This is a genomic window from Geomesophilobacter sediminis, from assembly GCF_016458275.1.
In the GTDB taxonomy this organism is placed as follows: Bacteria; Desulfobacterota; Desulfuromonadia; order Geobacterales; family Geobacteraceae; genus Geomesophilobacter; species Geomesophilobacter sediminis.
Genome location: NZ_JAEMHM010000005.1, coordinates 136,834 through 153,031 on the forward strand (window position 1 = coordinate 136,834; position 16,198 = coordinate 153,031).

Annotated in this window: 15 protein-coding genes; 7 read left to right on the forward strand and 8 right to left on the reverse strand. The window is 62.1% G+C overall.

Annotated elements, in window-relative coordinates; genetic code table 11:
* The first annotated feature begins 636 nt into the window (after window positions 1–636).
* The 4 genes from JFN93_RS07290 (at window position 637) to JFN93_RS07305 (ending at window position 5,742) form a co-directional block, all read left to right on the forward strand.
* A complete protein-coding gene (locus JFN93_RS07290; protein ID WP_236021572.1) occupies window positions 637–1,800 on the forward strand; it encodes an OmpA family protein in 1,164 nt (387 codons plus the stop codon).
* 349 nt (window positions 1,801–2,149) lie between these two features.
* Window positions 2,150–2,836, forward strand: coding sequence for a hypothetical protein (locus JFN93_RS07295; protein ID WP_199383351.1), 687 nt, complete (start codon window positions 2,150–2,152; stop codon window positions 2,834–2,836).
* Window positions 2,837–3,168: 332 nt separating this feature from the next.
* Complete coding sequence (locus JFN93_RS07300) at window positions 3,169–3,813, forward strand: DUF1638 domain-containing protein (RefSeq protein WP_199383352.1); 645 nt, start codon at window positions 3,169–3,171, stop codon at window positions 3,811–3,813.
* 300 nt (window positions 3,814–4,113) lie between these two features.
* Window positions 4,114–5,742: a methyl-accepting chemotaxis protein gene (locus JFN93_RS07305; RefSeq protein ID WP_236021573.1), complete on the forward strand. Its 1,629-nt coding sequence runs from the start codon at window positions 4,114–4,116 to the stop codon at window positions 5,740–5,742.
* 169 nt (window positions 5,743–5,911) lie between these two features.
* Here the strand turns inward: JFN93_RS07305 and JFN93_RS07310 are convergent, their stop codons facing one another.
* Entirely contained in the window at window positions 5,912–7,399 is a 1,488-nt protein-coding gene (locus JFN93_RS07310) for a flagellin N-terminal helical domain-containing protein (protein WP_199383353.1), read from the reverse strand.
* A 331-nt stretch (window positions 7,400–7,730) separates the two neighbouring features.
* Between JFN93_RS07310 and JFN93_RS07315 the strand changes: the two genes are divergently transcribed.
* The gene (locus JFN93_RS07315; protein WP_199383354.1) at window positions 7,731–8,141 is read left to right on the forward strand and encodes a four-helix bundle copper-binding protein; all 411 of its coding nucleotides are present in this window, start codon (window positions 7,731–7,733) and stop codon (window positions 8,139–8,141) included.
* Window positions 8,142–8,404: 263 nt separating this feature from the next.
* Here the strand turns inward: JFN93_RS07315 and mscL are convergent, their stop codons facing one another.
* The 4 genes from mscL to JFN93_RS07335 all read right to left on the reverse strand — a co-directional run bounded on the left by mscL (window position 8,405) and on the right by JFN93_RS07335 (window position 10,890).
* Window positions 8,405–8,857, reverse strand: coding sequence for a large conductance mechanosensitive channel protein MscL (gene mscL, locus JFN93_RS07320; RefSeq protein WP_199383355.1), 453 nt, complete (start codon window positions 8,855–8,857; stop codon window positions 8,405–8,407).
* A gap of 209 nt (window positions 8,858–9,066) precedes the next feature.
* Window positions 9,067–10,104 carry a cytochrome-c peroxidase gene (locus tag JFN93_RS07325; RefSeq protein WP_199383356.1) on the reverse strand — a complete coding sequence of 346 codons (1,038 nt, stop codon included), beginning with the start codon at window positions 10,102–10,104 and terminating at the stop codon, window positions 9,067–9,069.
* A gap of 92 nt (window positions 10,105–10,196) precedes the next feature.
* Window positions 10,197–10,466, reverse strand: a complete 270-nt coding sequence (locus JFN93_RS07330; protein WP_199383357.1) for a TFIIB-type zinc ribbon-containing protein — start codon at window positions 10,464–10,466, stop codon at window positions 10,197–10,199.
* Window positions 10,467–10,575: 109 nt separating this feature from the next.
* Window positions 10,576–10,890: a hypothetical protein gene (locus tag JFN93_RS07335; RefSeq protein WP_199383358.1), complete on the reverse strand. Its 315-nt coding sequence runs from the start codon at window positions 10,888–10,890 to the stop codon at window positions 10,576–10,578.
* A gap of 437 nt (window positions 10,891–11,327) precedes the next feature.
* Between JFN93_RS07335 and JFN93_RS07340 the strand changes: the two genes are divergently transcribed.
* Window positions 11,328–11,690, forward strand: a complete 363-nt coding sequence (locus JFN93_RS07340; RefSeq protein ID WP_268898796.1) for a Fur family transcriptional regulator — start codon at window positions 11,328–11,330, stop codon at window positions 11,688–11,690.
* Window positions 11,691–11,848: 158 nt separating this feature from the next.
* Window positions 11,849–12,391 carry an NADH peroxidase gene (locus tag JFN93_RS07345; RefSeq protein WP_199383360.1) on the forward strand — a complete coding sequence of 181 codons (543 nt, stop codon included), beginning with the start codon at window positions 11,849–11,851 and terminating at the stop codon, window positions 12,389–12,391.
* A 170-nt stretch (window positions 12,392–12,561) separates the two neighbouring features.
* Here the strand turns inward: JFN93_RS07345 and JFN93_RS07350 are convergent, their stop codons facing one another.
* The 3 genes from JFN93_RS07350 to tssF form a co-directional block, all read right to left on the reverse strand.
* Window positions 12,562–13,398, reverse strand: coding sequence for an epoxyqueuosine reductase (locus tag JFN93_RS07350; protein WP_199383361.1), 837 nt, complete (start codon window positions 13,396–13,398; stop codon window positions 12,562–12,564).
* 100 nt (window positions 13,399–13,498) lie between these two features.
* Window positions 13,499–14,482 (reverse strand): type VI secretion system baseplate subunit TssG, encoded by a 984-nt coding sequence (gene tssG, locus JFN93_RS07355; protein WP_199383362.1) that lies wholly within the window; start codon window positions 14,480–14,482, stop codon window positions 13,499–13,501.
* On the reverse strand, window positions 14,446–16,182 hold the full coding sequence (gene tssF / locus JFN93_RS07360; RefSeq protein ID WP_199383363.1) for a type VI secretion system baseplate subunit TssF: 1,737 nt from the start codon (window positions 16,180–16,182) through the stop codon (window positions 14,446–14,448). Before tssF ends, tssG begins: the two co-directional genes overlap by 37 nt.
* Window positions 16,183–16,198 lie beyond the last annotated feature (16 nt).

A 16,198-nucleotide genomic window follows, 5' to 3' on the forward strand; every position in this document is an offset into this window, starting at 1 on the left:
ACCTGGCCGCCCCGGGGTCCCCTTCCGGCGCCACCGGTCCGGTTTTCTGTAGGAGCGACATTCCTGTCGCGATCAACTCTCTCGAATGAGCAACCTAGCCGCCTGCCCTGTGGGAGCGCCTTTCCAGGCGCGAACCTCCGCAACCTGCGGCACGGGAAAGTGGCCACCCTAAGGGGTGTCCTCTACCGGCGCCACCGGTCCGGTTTTCTGTAGGAGCGACATTCCTGTCGCGATCAACTCTCTCGAATGGGCAACCTAGCCGCCTACCCTGTGGGAGCGCCTTTCCAGGCGCGAACCTCCGCAACCTGCGGCACCGCCGGTGGCGGTTCGCGCCAGGAATGGCGCTCCCACATAAAGAGGTCGCCTCCGCCTCGGGCATCAAGGAGCAACTCGTCCCCAGACCTGCGGCACCGCGCCCACCGACTCGGTGGTTGCGCAGTTGATGTGAAGCGGCGAACGGAGGTATCATGAGCACAGTAAAGACCGCGTGCTAACGCAATGGGTGGCAGCAGTTCCGGCCGAACCGGCACGCGCTTTTCGGACCGAGCCCCTCTTTTCCGTTTTCCGGCGTTACTGCCCAAGGGGAGGCAACCCGATCAAATCGTGAAGGAGGGGCTTCAGCAAGGAGGTTTCGTGATGAGATTCAGATACTTGCTGGTTTATTCAGGTTTAATTCTCTCATCCCTCGCCGCGGCGGCCCTTTCCGGCTGTGCCAGCTACGAGGTCAATACCAAGCAGGGCGGAGTCCCGGGGTATTACATCCGCTCTGAAATGCAGCAATCGGACCGGGCGCTGGATTCGGCCCGCGCGGCGGGCAAGGACAAGATGTGCCCGGCGCAGTACCAGGCCGCCGAGGCCGCCCACGACAACGCCTACAACGTCTTCCGCGCCTGCCATACCGAAGAGGGCGCGGCGCTGGCCCGCCAGGCGACGGCAATGGCTAACGCACCCTGCTCCGTCGCCATGAATCCGAAGGCGGAGACGGTGGCAATGCAGCCCGCCCCCGCCGAAACCGCGGCGCAGCCTAAAGCGGCACCGGCCACGGCGGCCGCAGTTGCCGCGGAACCGGCCAAGAACAAGTACTGCGTCACCCTCAACATCCAGTACGACATCGGCCGGGCCGAAATCCGGCCTGAATACCGCGACGAGGTCAACAAGGTCGGCGCCTTCATGAAGAAATACCCCTCAACCACGGCGGTAATCCAGGGGTACACCGATGAGGTGGGGAGCGATCAACTGAACCTGAAGCTCTCCCAGGAGCGCGCCGAATACGTGGTGGCGGCACTGGAAAACGACTACGGGATCGACCCGTCCCGCCTCACCGCGCAGGGGTTCGGCAAGTCCCACCCGGTGGCCGACAACGTCAACGACACCGGGCGGCAGGAAAACCGCCGCATCGACGCCGTCATCGACTGCGCCTTTGACGTCACCGCCTTCATGCCCCCTCCGGACACCCTCTGCATGACCCTCAACGCGCACTTCGACACCGGCAGCGCCGAGATCCGTTCCGAGGATTACGCGAGCATCGACAAGGTGGGTGAATACATGCGGGTCTACCCGACCACCACCGCCGTCATCCAAGGCCACACCGACAGCACCGGCTCTGGGCAATACAACATGAAGCTGTCGCAGGCACGTGCGGAAAGCATCGTGAACTACCTGGTACAGCACTACGGCATCGAACCCTCCCGTCTGACCGCCCAGGGGCTCGGCGCCACCCACAACATCGCCTACAACAACACCCCGGAAGGACGCGAGAAAAACCGGAGGATCAACGCCATCATCGACTGCGCGGTTTAAAACCAGCGCCGCCGAAGCACCGAAAGCGAAGGGGCCTGTCTCGGCAGGCCCCTTTCCTTTTTCCAAATCCCAAGGGCTACCTACGTCCCCCCTTTGCGAAGGGTGTATGGACTGGGGGCAGGGGGGGATTTGCTCTTAAGCAAATCCGGTTTCCATCAATTCTGTCAAAGCAAAATTGACAACCACTCATTACATTGATATAAGATTTCTCTGCCTGGGAACCGGAAGCAGAAACCGTTGGTTATGACTTGGCCAGGCGGTCCAAGGCCCCCGTAAAGCAGGAGAAAGCCGGACGGGAAGGTGGCAAAAGAGGAAACAAACGCATCATGCAGTGAAAGGAGAGCTCTCTATGACAAGCAAAGACGCGCCCCGTAGACCCTCCCCCCCCGCTTCCGCCACCAAAGGAGCCGCAGTTGAGCAGCCGGCGTCGGAAACCGACTCCCGCTCCTTCAGCAATCTCCTGAACTCGGTCAACGATTTCGCCGCCACCGTCGGCTCGCGCATCGTCTCCCCCAGGATGGAGGAATACGTTGAGCAGCTCCAAAACGACGGGTTGCGGCACCGCATCATCCGAACCAACGACGCACTCGCCTCGCGCGGGTTTCGCGACACCTCCCGCTCCACGGTCCGGACCCTGAACGACGCCATCTACTACCCGGTCGTCTACACCGATGGCGATGAGGTGGAACATTTCGCCGCGCCGTTTTTCGACACGGTCGGCGGCAGCGAGCCGTTCACCGTGATCGAGGGAGGGCACATGGCGGGGCTGGCGCTCGCCGCGCGCGAGCTGAAGGAGCGCAAGGTACTGCAGCCGGTGATCCGGCGGACGTTGGCGCCGGTGCAGGGAAAGCAGCTTGCCGAAGGAGACCGGCGCAACGGCTACCGCACCCCGCTCATCTACCGCAGCGAGGCAGCCACGGTGATCATCCACTACACCCCGAATTCGGAAAACAGCGGGACCGTCGAAGTCGAGGCGGAAAGCAACACCGACGGCAGCCGGATCCTCGGGAAGAAATGGGAGGTCCGTTTCGCCTGATCGGTTCACCTCGAAGTAACGACGTCGAAAAGGGGCTGCCCACGCAGCCCCTTTTTGTTTCTATCGAAAGAATTCACCAACTCTCCCCTGCCCCGCTTTGCCTTATCTTTTCCGGCTATGACAGACCCTTCCGCCCCAAAACCGATAGCATAGCGCTCCTTTGACTATACGATATACTCAACTTGTCATCCCCACACACTGAATGACTGCCGGCTGTGAGTATCCGGCAAGAGCGCCACCGTTGATGACCCCGTCCAACCGCCACCTGTTCCAATGTCATAAAGCACAAGGGAGCCGGTACGTTCTCAGGCCGGCCCCCGGGAGTCGGCGCCATGACCTCGCCAGTTGACCAAAACGGATCTGGGAAGGGCTCCAGGCTGATCCTGGTCGCCTGCGGCATCCTCCAAAGAGAGATCACGGTTCTGATCGAACAGAACCGCTGGCCGGTCGATCCGCTCTTCCTCGACGCGGAATTGCACAGCGACCTGCCCAAGCTCGGCGCATCTCTGCAAGCCATCCTCAAGGCGTACCCGGACCGGGAGAAGATCGTCTTCTACGGCGCATGCCACCCGCGGATGGACCTGATGCTGGCCGAGGCGGGAGCCCTGCGGACCGCGGGGCAAAACTGCGCCGCCATCCTGCTGGGGAAGGAGCGGTTCCAGCAGGAGCTCGCGGAGGGGGCCTGTTTCCTGCTCGAGGAGTGGGCCCGGCGCTGGGAGCCGATCGTCTTCGCCACCCTCGGCACCACCAAGCTTCCGGTCATCCGGCAGGTCTTCCGGGAGAGCGGCCGGCACTATCTCCTCGCCCTGAGCACCCCCTGCTCCGGCGATTACCACCACGACGCGGCGGAGGCGGCCTTGCTGGTGGGGCTGCCGCTGCGTTGGCTGGACGTCGGCCTGGAACACCTGGAGGCGGCGCTTGCCGAAGTGGTCGAGAGTAAGCTGGCGCGGGTAACGGAAACGGCTCGCCGCAGTTGAGGGGGGTCGCACCCCCTGCCAGAATTTTCGCAAGAAAAGATCATCATTGAACTTTTTAGCTGGGAATCCTTAAAGTTCCCGCGACCGGCTCCGATACGATGCATGAGCTAAAAAAGGTGGGTTTTGCCGTGCCATCTCGACCGCCGCGTCGGCGGGAGCAACCCCTTACCGACTGGTGCTCCTTTCCGCACACCCGAAAATCGTCACGCAACGAGGCCTGACCCAAGGGGGACGGACCACCCGGGGCAGTACGAAAGCCAATGAATCGATTCCTTCCAACTTCCCCGTAAGGAGACTCCCATGTCCTTTTTCCACAATCTGCGTCTGGTAGGCAAGTTCACCGTATTCGTGGTCCTGGTATCCCTGATGCTCCTGGTCCTTTTGGTCATTTCCTACAACGGCCTCAAGGGAAGCGAGCAGCGCTTCTCCGAGTACACCGAGAAGTACCAGGGGGTCGGCCAGATCCTCTTCAAGATCCAGGCGCAGGGGCTGCAGGCGGAACAGGCCATCCGCAACATCACCCTCAACCCCGCCGACGACAAGGCGTTTGCCAACTACAAAAAGGCGGTCGAGGACCTGAACCAACTGGTGGGGGAAGGGACCAAGCTGTCGGCAGGGATGGAGGCGGTTCCGGCGCAGCTGGAGAAATTCCAGGGGCTCTACCGGCAGCATGTCGTGCTGCAGCAAAAGATCATCGACCTCGCTCGCGGCGGTGATCCGGCGGGGGCCGCCGAGGAGCTGAAAACGATCGAGACCCCGAGCTGGCGCGGCATCAAGGACGTGATCCAGAGTCTCCAGGACAGCTCGAAGCAGAACCAGCTAAAACAGAAGCAGGCGCTCAACGCCTTCACCAAGTCCAACTTCGTCTCCACCGTGGTCGCCCTGCTCTGTACCCTCTTCGCGGTGAACATGCTGCTCATCCTGCTCTGGCGGGTAATCCAGCGCCCCATGAACGAGCTGGTCTTCCGGCTCAACGACATCTCCGGCGGAGAGGGCGACCTCACCAAGCGGCTCGTCGTGGAAGGGAGCGACGAATTCGCCGACGCGGCGAAGGCCCTGAACCGCTTCATGGACAAGCTGGACCATACCCTTGCCGCCGTCCAGCAGACCACCACCTCGCTCACCTCGGCGGCGCACCAGCTCAACACCGCCTCCGAGAAGATGGCCGGCGGCACGGAGTCGGTCGCCATCGAGGCGGCCAGCGTCGCCAATGCCAGCGAGGAGATGGCGGCAACCAGCCAGGAGATCGCCAACAACTGCTACCTCGCCGCCAACAGCGCCAAGGAGGCCGCCACCCTTACCGAGAAGGGGTTCGAGATCGTGCGCCACACCGTGGAGGGGATCAAGGACCGCGGCAACCTCACCCGGCAGAACGCGGCGGCAATCGCCTCCCTGGGGGACCGCTCGGACAAGATCGGCGACATCGTCAACACCATCGAGGACATCGCGGACCAGACCAACCTCCTCGCGCTCAATGCCGCCATCGAGGCGGCCCGGGCCGGCGAGCAGGGACGCGGCTTTGCGGTCGTGGCCGACGAGGTCCGGGCCCTTGCCGAACGGACCACCCGCGCCACCCGCGAGATCGGGGACATGATCAAGGGGATCCAGCAGGAGACCCGCTCCGCCATCACCTCCATGGAAGAAGGGGTACGCGGCACCGAGCGGGGGGCCAGCGAGGCCGAGCAGCTCGAGAGCGCGCTGAAAAACATCCTGGACCAGGTCCAGGCGGTCACCGGGCAGGTGAACCAGATCGCCTGCGCCATCGAGGAACAGACGGCAACCACCAACAACATCTCCAGCAACATCCTGCGCATCTCGGAGGCGACCGGCGAGGCCTCCCGCGGCGCCCAGGACACTGCCGGCGCCTCCGCCACCCTCACCCAGCTGAGCGACGACATGAAGCGGCTCATGGTGCAGTTCAAGCTGTAAGGGGTAAAGGACCGACGTCCCCCCTTTGCGAAGGGGGGCCAGGGGGGATTTGTTTTTCCCAAAGCGCATCAAAAAAAACCCGCCACGATTGCCGTCAGAGACGGAGTCGTGGCGGGTTTTCTTTTGCCGGCCCATCGATCGGGGCGCCGGCCGGGGCAACGGCGGCGGATCAGATCGCCTTATCGATCAGCATGGAGAGGAGGTTCTTGGCGTTGAGGCCGGCCTGGGCCACCACCGCGATCCCCGCCTGCTCCAGGATCTGCGCCTTGGTCAGGTTGGCGGTCTCCACGGCAAGGTCGGCGTCGACGATCCGGGAACGCGAGGCGGTGAGGTTTGCCACGCCGTTTTCCGCGTTGGCGACGGTGAATCCCAGGACGTTCTCCATCGCCCCGACCTGGCTGCGCAGTGCGCTCACCTGGTCCAGGGAGGCGTCCAGGACCTGCAGGTAGTCCCGGGCCGACTGGGCGCTGAGCATCACCCCGGAACCGGAAAGGGGCGAGGGATAGGTCCCGCTGGCAAGCGTTCTCCCCTGCCCCGCCGCGGCGGAGATCCCGTGGTTGATCCGGACCGGGGTGTCGGTGGTGAGCACCACGTCCCCCAGGAAGGTCTTGTCCTTGGGGCTGCCGTCGCGGATGTTGAAACCGCCGAAGTTCACCAGGTTTCCGCTTCCGCCCCCGGTGGCGATCTCGATGTTGCGGCCGTCCGGCGCGGTGAGGAGGAGTTGCCCCCCCACGTAGTTTGCCGACACCCCCGCCCCCAGCGTGTTGATCTGTGCGGCCACCGCGGACCCGAGCGAGGTTCCCGAGAGGGGGTCCCAGGTAACACCCCCTACCGCAGCCCCGTTGATGCTGAAGTCGATGGGACGAAACTGCGCCCCCGCTGCCGGCACCCCGGTATAGCTCACCCCTCCGAGGTTGACCGAGGCCGCCGAAGCCGACGCGCTCAGCCCCCCGATCCCGGACGCGTTGATGCCATTGCTGATCGCCAGCGCCGATCCGACCCCGAACGAGGTGGAGACCCCATCGTCCTGGATCGCGATCGGCTGCCCGTTGATCACCAGCGCGTTGGCGCCGGTAAAGGCGGTGGCGGGGTTGGCCAGGGAGGAGGTATCCACCATGCCGCCGTTTACCGGGACGCTCCCCTTCAGGCCGAGGTTGTCGGGATCGGTGCTCCCCAAGGTAATCTGTCGCGTATCGGTGCTTTCGGCACCGGTCTGCAGGGTGATTGAATTTCCCTGCCGGTTCAAAAGGTGGATCCCGTTGAACTGGGTCGCGCTGGAAATCCGCTTGATATCGCTCACCAGCTGATCGCTTTCCGCCTGGATCCCCTGCCGGTCCGAATCGGTGAGCGGGTCGCTCGCGGCCTGAACGGCCAGCTCCCGGATCCGCTGGATGTTTTGCGAAACCTGGCCCAACGCCCCATCGGCGACCTGGACCAGCGAGATCCCGTCGTAGGCGTTGCGTATCCCTTGCCGTGCACTCCTGATCCGCGCCTCCATCGAAACCGAGATCGCCAGCCCCGCCGCATCGTCGGCGGCGCTGTTGATCCTGAGTCCCGAGGAGAGCCGCTCCATGCTCTGGGAGAGGGCGTTTTGCGCCCGTCCCAGGTACATGAGGGCTCCACTGGAGCTGTTGGCAAAGGAGTTGAAAGTGAGCATCGGGTTCCCGTTCCGGTCATCCCCTTATCGGATGAGCCGGTGTCGATTGGACGCACGTCGGCCGTTGAGGTTACAGAGACGCACTATCCTCATCGACCAAAAGCGCGATCGCTTAAGGGAAAAGTGGCCGGTTGCGGCCCGGCCGGGGAGAAATAGACTTTCAGTAACCGGACGCCGCTCTCCCCTTGCAGAAACGCCCCCCCTCCCCTGCCCGGCACTTTTGCCGGGTAGGCAGCGTCTAAGGCGGGGACATAAGGAAAGAGGGGCGTCCCGCCGGCAATTCCGAAGCTCCCGGCAGCACATGGGACCAGCCCCGGCAAAGGAGAAGAAAATGAAAACCCAGGAAATGTTCACCAGCCACCCGCGCAACATCCGGTTCGATCTGGACCAGTTGACCGCCTGCATCAGTGCCTGTACTGAGTGCGCCGACAGCTGCACCGTCTGCGCCGACGCCTGTCTGGGCGAGGAAAAGGTGCAGATGCTGGTACGCTGCATCGGACTCAACCAGGACTGCGCCGACGTCTGCGGCGTCACCGCCCGCATCCTGGCGCGCCAGAGCGAATCCGAATCGCTTTTGCTGCGCCTCCAGCTGGAAACCTGCGCCACGGCGTGCCGCATCTGCGCCGAGGAGTGCGACAAGCACGCCGAAATGCACCGGCACTGCCGGGTCTGCGCCAACTCGTGCCGCAACTGCGAGGATAAGTGCCGCGTCATGCTCAAAGCGATGATGACGGAGCGGTAAACCCAGGCGAGGCTGCCACGGCCGCCATCGATGAAAAGAGCCCTTGGTCGGTCTGACCAAGGGCTCTTTTTTATCGGAATCAACAAAGGGCGCGCAGTTCCCCCCCCTTGCGAAGGGGGGCACGGGCAGCGTGGTCCGGTTCGGTTGTTGCGTCAGGACCGTGTCTTCCTCGCCCTCCGGGAGGGGGTCGGGGTGAGGGCTTCAGAAGACAGAAAACTAGAGCGCCTTACGCTCCGGGGCGTCTTCACCGCCCCCTTCGTTTTTCAGTCGAGGGCGGAACGCTCGGCAACAAGATCGGCGGTGCAGTGTCCGCACTTCACCGCTTTGACCGGGATCTGCGACAGGCAGAAGGGGCAATCCTTCTGGTTTGGTTCCGGGGGAGGAGGCTCCTTTTTCATCCGGTTGATCTGCCGCACCAGGAGAAAGACCGCGAAGGCAACGATGAGAAACTCGAGGCAGGTGTTGAGGAAAAGGCCGTAGTTGATGGTAGGGACACCGGCCTTTTTGGCCTCGGCGATGGTGGCGAAGGACTGGTCGGAGAGGCTGACGAACAGGTTGGCGAAGTCGACGTTGTGCAACATTTTCCCGATCGGCGGCATGATGATGTCATTGACGAGCGACTGGACGATCCTGCCGAAGGCAGCGCCGATGATGATGCCTACGGCCAAGTCAATGACGTTTCCTTTGACGGCAAATTCCTTGAACTCCTTGAACATGGCAACCTCCGGCTCCGGCTAGATTCACAGACGCTGATACGATAACAGAGAATGGAGCCGTTACAATGAGTAGCCGACGCTGCAGATACCGTGCGACGGGAATCTACCGTGAGTGGAGCATCTCCAAACCTGCCCGAACCGGCGCTCCAGCCCGGGGTTACCGGAAAGCCCCCGGGAACGGCTCGCGCCGATTCCCGGGGGCGGATGGACTATTTCACTGCCGGTCGGGGGGTGCTCTCGGAGCTTTCCGGGAGGATCGGATAGACGACCTGCGGCTGCTTGCCGGTCAAGGTTTTCAAAAAGGCGACGATTTCCTTTTCCTCGGCCGGAGCAAGGTGGATACCGAGTTGCGCGGACCCCATGATTTTCACCGCCTCGTCCAGAGACCAGACCTTCCCGGAGTGAAAATAGGGGGGAGTCAGCGCTATGTTGCGCAGCGAGGGAGATTTGTACACATACTTGTCGCTTGCGGTATGGGTCACGGTGAAGCGCCCCACGTCATCGACCGGGCGCACCTCGGCAGCCGGGCTTTCCTTGACGCCGAACGGGAAATACCCGGTGCCGCCGACGTTCACGCCGGAGTGACAGGCGGCGCACCCCTTGTTGATAAACAGCGCGAGCCCCTTCCGTTCGGTGGCGTTCAGGGCTTTGCCGTCACCTTTGAGGTATTTGTCGAAGCGCGCACCGGGGGTTACCAGGGTCGCCTCGAAAACCTCGATGGCCCGGGCCATGTTGTCGAAGGTGACCGGATCCTTCTCCCGCGGGAAGGCGCGTTTGAATGCCGTTACGTAGCCGGGCATGCTTTTCAGCGTCTCGACCACCCGTTCCGGTTTGTTGTTCATCTCCACCGATGCCTGTACCGGCCCCTTGGCCTGTGCCTCCAAATCCGCGGCCCGGCCGTCCCAGAACTGCGCGATGTTGAAGACGGCGTTCAAGACGGTGGGAGCGTTGCGCGGGCCTTTCTGCCAGCCGTGGCCGATCGAGGTCTCCTGCTGGTCCACCCCTCCCATCCCGATGTTGTGACAGGTGGCGCAACTGATCAGGTTGGAGGCCGAAAGCCGCGGGTCGAAGTACAGCATCTTGCCCAGCTCAAGCTTCGCGGCGGTCGCCGGGTTCTTCTTCGAGACCGGAGCCTTGCTCGGAACCGGGCTGAAAAGCTGGCGTGCCTGGGCGAGGGTGGCATCCCCGCCCCATGCGTTGGCGGCAATCAAGATCATCATGGCAAACGGTACCAGCAGACGTTTCATTTCTTTTCCTCCTTGTGTGGTGTGGGTCTCGTTGCTCCTCGTGGGTTGGCTCGGCGCCGGGTCCGGCATCATCTCTGCCAAGAGTATCCCCCTCAGTCGAATATCTCGGAAAGCCAGGACTTCTTCCGGTGGCGGCCCTGCTCCCCGTTGTGCTGGTCATGGTCGTGATGGGAACTGCGGTAACTCGTGTTCTCCGCCAGATGCGGCCGTTGCAAAGGCTGTTGTCCGTAGGAGCGCTCGATGATCTTGTCGAGCTCTCCCCGGTCCAGCCAGATGCCGCGGCATTGCGGGCAGTAATCGATTTCCACTCCCTGCCTTTCGGCCATGGTGAGCGGAACCATCTTGCAGGCGGGGCAATTCATAAAAGATCTCCTTATGCCGTTGCTGGTTCTGATGACGTGTCCGGGCCGCCCGCCGCGTGATCGAGGCACGCTGCGCCGGCGCGGTCCCGGAGGTTGCGCAAGAAGGATGTCAGGCGAAGGAGATGCGTGGAGGAACGTAGATTTCCCGGGAAACAGAATCGGGATAGCCGTGCGGGGAATACGCGGGGGGATAGGTTGCGAGTTGCGGGCGGTACCAGGTAAAGCTTGAAAGGCAGTGATCGGCACAACAGCCGGAGGCTTCGCAGCCGTCGGAATCGGAATCGGTGGCGCTGTCGCTCCCGGAATCGCCGTCAATGGCATAGGTCCCATGCGTTGCCCCTACTGCCGAGTCACAGGGATTGGCATAGCACAGCGGGGGCAGGAACAGGTAAACGACGATTATGACGGCAACGATTGCTCTCATTGGTTGTTTCGTGCTCCGGATGCCGATGAACTCACTCAGGACCGCCCCTTTTCCAGACAAACCGGCTCACAAGTATTACTCATCCTGCTTCAGATGCAAGGATCTGCTCCGTCGGTGCCGCCGACTCATCCACTTTCGGTTCCCCGCTCCGGGGCACCACGCGGGTGCCCGAGAGTAGTGCGGCGCCGCCGGCACCGGTTTTTGCGGTCGGCAACCCGCCGGCAATACGGCATTTTCGGGCAGAAAAGGTGCATCGCGGTGGGGAGCCGGGAGGCTTGATGACCAATAGGAGTTTTTTTATCCTAAAAAATGTTGACACGCAACTTCGAATTTGATACTTCTCCAACCCGGAATGATTCCGAACTGGAGGCATCCCCATCAAACGGGAACGGATCAAAAAGAGCATCCTCGCCGGAGTACGGCAGTCGGGGTTCAAGCTGACCCCGCAGCGGCGCACCGTGGTCGACATCATCACCCGGGACCTGAGCCATCCTTCGGCGCGCGCCATCTTCCAAGCGGCGCGGGAGCTGCACCCGAGCATCAGCCTCTCCACGGTCTACTCCACCCTCGCGATGCTCAAAGCCCTGCACCTGGTGAAGGAACTCGAGTTCGAAGGGATGGACAACCGCTACGACATGGATACCGAGAGCCATGTCAACCTGCTCTGCACCAGGTGCGGCCGGGTGGTCGACTTCGACTTCGTGCCGCCGCTCCAAAACGAGGTGGAAACGCTGACCGGGTTCACCATCTCGGAAGGGAGATTCGAGTACTACGGGATCTGCGCCCCCTGCCGCAGCTGATTGCCTTTTTTTCTGCCCACAAACTAGGAATGATTCCTGATTGAGAACCATTCCTGATTGCAAATTTCTGTCTTGATTGCCGCCGGAACGACCGGCGCAGCGAGGCATCATACGGCCTCAACGAAGGCCAATCTGAAAACACACCAAGGAGGCAGTAAATGAAGAAATGGGTCTGCACTGTTTGCGGCTATGTCCACGAAGGGGAAACCGCACCCGCTGAATGTCCGCTTTGCAAGGCTACCGCCGACAAGTTCACCCTCAAAGACGACTCCGCTCTGGCCTGGGCCGACGAGCACAAGATCGGCGTTGCCGCCGGCGTCGATCCGGAGATCGTCGAAGGTCTGCGCAAGAACTTCATGGGCGAGTGCACCGAAGTCGGCATGTACCTCGCGATGAGCCGCCAGGCCGATCGTGAAGGGTACCCGGAAGTCGCCGAAGCCTACAAGCGGATCGCCTTCGAAGAAGCCGAGCACGCCGCCAAGTTCGCCGAGCTTCTCGGTGAAGTCGTGAAGGCCGACACCAAGACCAACCTGCAGATGCGGGTCGATGCCGAAAACGGCGCCTGCATGGGCAAGAAAGCCCTCGCCACCAAGGCGAAGCAGCTCAACTACGACGCGATCCACGACACCGTCCACGAGATGTGCAAGGACGAAGCCCGTCACGGCCAGGCCTTCGCCGGTCTGCTCAAGCGGTACTTCTAACGGCAAAAAACGTTCGGCGTTCGGCGTTCGGCGTTCGGCGTTCGACGTTCGACGTTCGACGTTCGGCGTAGGTGTGACTGACGACAAAAGCCCTTGGGAAATCTTCCCAAGGGCTTTTGTTTTTACGAAACGGTCCGCCGATGAACACCGATGGACGCCGATGCTGGTTTTCAGGGGATTCCCGCCTCACAAGGGACTTTAGTCTGGCACAGGCCGCAGCTCCCGGTTTTGCACTGGTCGGCAGTCAGGCCGTAGCGCGCCATGAGAACCGGCGGCGCCTCACCGTAGATGCGGTGCCGGCACTTTGCCTTGTCGATGCCCGCGGTGGACAGCGCGCCGGACGGGCACCGCTCAATGCATGCCCCGCAGGTTCCTTCCCGGCGGTGCAGGCAGTAACCGTAGGCATCGCTTGAAGGACGCGGGCTCGGTGCCAGCACGGCATCGGTAATGAGGCTGCCGCAGCGGTGCGCGATGCCCCGCGACGTGATGAGACCACCATTGAGGCCGAAGGTGCCCAGGCCCGCGGCGTAGGCGACGTGCCGCTCGGACCAGGTCGATGCGACCGCCACCTCCACCCCGTCGATCGGTTCCCGGATGGTAACCGGCTGCGGCGCCACCGCCCGGTGTCCCCGCGCGGTCAGAAACGCCGCCAGGTGTGCCTTCAGTTGCAGCAACAGGTCGTTGCCGCGGTTGGCGGTCAGCACCCACTCTTTGCACGGCCAAAGCTCCTGCCGGCGGTTCGTCTCCCGGGTCCGTTCCGAAATCGGCAGTACCCAGGAGATAACGGACCGCGACTGCCAGGAATCATCCGGGCAACAGTGGGCGACCATCTCCGCCGGCGTGAGGTGAAAAACGCCGACCACCTCCTTGAAGTCCAGCCAGATCGGATCGGTTGCCGCGGCGACTCCAATCAGTGCCGGTTCAAAGAACGGGCCGCTCTCATGGCTGATACGGTTGGGTGGCTCGGTGAAGAATCTATCAATAAAGGACTGCAGGATTTCACGCATATCGTCTTCCCTCAGAGATTGGACCGCTTGCTCATAGAGGTTTCTCCGTGGGGCGATCTTAGCATAATCGAGATGCAACCCGTCTCTAATTCGTCCATAGTTATCCCCTACCAGAAAACATAACTGATGGCTCAGCTGGAACTGCATCAGGAGCGATCCAGGTATCCCAGCCGAGCCTTCCGCCGCATTCACATCCGAGAACCGTCGCGGGAAGATCTTCCACCCGGTGGATCAACTCCACATCCCACTCAAGCTGATCAACCAGGTAGATTTCCACTAGCGAGCGGAGCTGTCGAAACGCCTCGCTACCTGGAAGAAGTACGGCAAACTGCTCACGGTCCAACGGGCCGAGCCGGACCAGGAACTTGCCGGAGCGATCGGCAACCTCGCAGCCGAGTACCGCATCCTCTCCCAGAGTGCACCCGGATACGCCGCATTTCAGCCGCTGATCCGGAGGAACCGCCACTTGGCGCGGCTCACATTGGATCACGTCCGCCGGCACACCGAAGGCCTGTCGTAAAAGAGCGGCAAGCCCCAACGCGGAACGGGGATGATGCGAGAGCAGCGCGGCAAACCGTAGCAGTTCTCTTCGTTGAGCTATCTCACCGCTATTTGCCGATCCCATCCCGATCAGACAGAGGAGCCGCACCAGGCACTCGCTCCGTTCCTGCTGGGCCAGGTTGTAAAAGAGCCGGTACTTGAGGGAGCATTGGTAAAACAGGGCAAACAGACGGTGGTTGATGATGTCGAGGAATTCCCGGGCTGCCGGTTTGTCGGCGGATGCCCCTGCGAGAATTTCTTCGGAATAGAAGGCCGGCAGCGGGGACGCCGATCCATAGAGACCTAGAAAGGTCGCATCGATCCGATAGCCGTCGTCTCGCCTCTCGACGTTGACGACATCACCGGCAGGAAAGGCGAGACTTGCCTCGGGCCGAGCGTAGACGTGCAATGGGGTGCTCCCCTCACCTTGCTGGAGCGCCAGCAAATGCAAAAGGCGCATCGCCTGGAAAAAGGAGAACTCATGCCCCCTGCTGAGCAGTTCGGCTTCTAAAGCAGAGGTTGATGTCCGAGGCGCGGCTGCCATTGGATCGTGTCTCCTTTGACGACATCGTGGAGGGCAAGGCGGGTAAAGGAATTGAGGGTGGCATATCCGGCCAGGAACCGCTCCAGGACCGCCCCGAACAGATAAAGGTCCCCTCCCCCTGCAAAGCCATCGCCTCTGATGCGAACCGAGATCTCGCGACCACGGATCGGAACGCCCCGCACCAAACGCTCCGCAGGACGCGCTACCAGATCCTCGATGCTGTCGATGCGCTTGCGGTTCGCCGCCACCGCCACACGGTCCCGGTTTTGCTCATCGAACAGGAGCAGCGCCAGGAGCGTGCGCAGCTTCTCTGCGCTCTCCAGCGAAGAGCCGTTCAACGCCAAAAGGGATACCAGGCGCCAGAGAGAGTTCTCCCCCAAAGGAGGCATGACGGCCGGGGTGACCGGGGTTACATTGCGAAACGAGGTGAATTCCGGCGACAGACCGGTGGCATGAGACAGGTCGCCGACCCGCAGCCGCTCGGCGAGTGATCCGTTGGTGCAGGTGATCGCTATGGAGAGGGTTTCCGGCTCCGGTAGCGATCCCGAAGCGGGATAGGTTACCGAGACAAAATGGTCCAGCGCACCGCTTACCGGCGATTTGACCAGGCTGGTATGGAACACCGGCTCATCGGAAGAGGAAGCTCCGAAAAGATGGAAGGGTCGAAAGCAGCGTTTCCGGGAGCCTTGGGGGGACAGCCCGAAAACTTTATCGACGGAAAAGACCTGAGCTTGGGCCGCCGTCAGCCCTTCGGGACGCACCCGGTACCGTTCCTTGCGGTGATCCAGCCGGACCGGAACCGCGTCGTGGCAAAACAAGTTCACGGCCGGCACGGCAAAGAGGACCACGTTGTCGCGCGTGATGCGCTGGGCGGGTCCGGCGGAGGATTCCAGTTCCAGGCGCACGGTGAACCGCGAGCCGCTGCCCCGATCAATCCAGCACTCCCATCCGACCAGATCCAAAAAGAGGAACCGTTGGGGAACCAGGAAATATTCCTGAATGAGCCGGTATCCCGGAAATGCTTCGGGCAGATACGGTATCACCGCGTCCTCTCCGGCAAGTCCTCGTTCGACAAGGCAGTCGGGAGGCAGTTCCACCGCCCGTCCGCCCGCTTCGGGTGCAATGACGATCCGTCGCAGCTGGCGACGCAGCAGGGAGTAGAGGTTGGAAGCGGCCGGATAATCATTGCAAAGGAAGAAGCTGATGACTTCGGGTTGCCAGTCGTCAAGAGTGATTCCATTGAGCTGGCAGCTCAGGACGACAGCGGGCGGCGTTCCGGCAGGTTGGGCGAAGGTAGCGTCGAGCAGTTCCAGTGGGTGCAGTTGGATACTCCAGCAGGTGCGAAAGAGGCAGCTCGTTCCATCAATCGGCAACGAGCCCAGCTGGGCTCCGGCCGGGATAGTGAGTGGTTTTGCCATGCTGGGATGAGGGGAGAAGGCAACGGTAGTCGTCGCAGGGATCGGCCGGAGAAACTGCGGACAGAGGAGCAAGGCCAGATCGTTAATCAGCTCGGGGAAGTCGTCCTCCAGCTTTTCGCGCAGCAAAGCGTTCTGGAAAGCCACCCCCTCGAAGAGCCTTTCCACATCCGCATCGGCATAGGGGCCGCCGAGCATCGGCGCCAAAGCGGGATGGGCCGCGGCAAACTCGGAGGCAAGTTCCTTGAGGAGGGCCAGCTCTTCCTGAAAGTAGCGCATGGTCATCGGCTCAGCCCTCCTG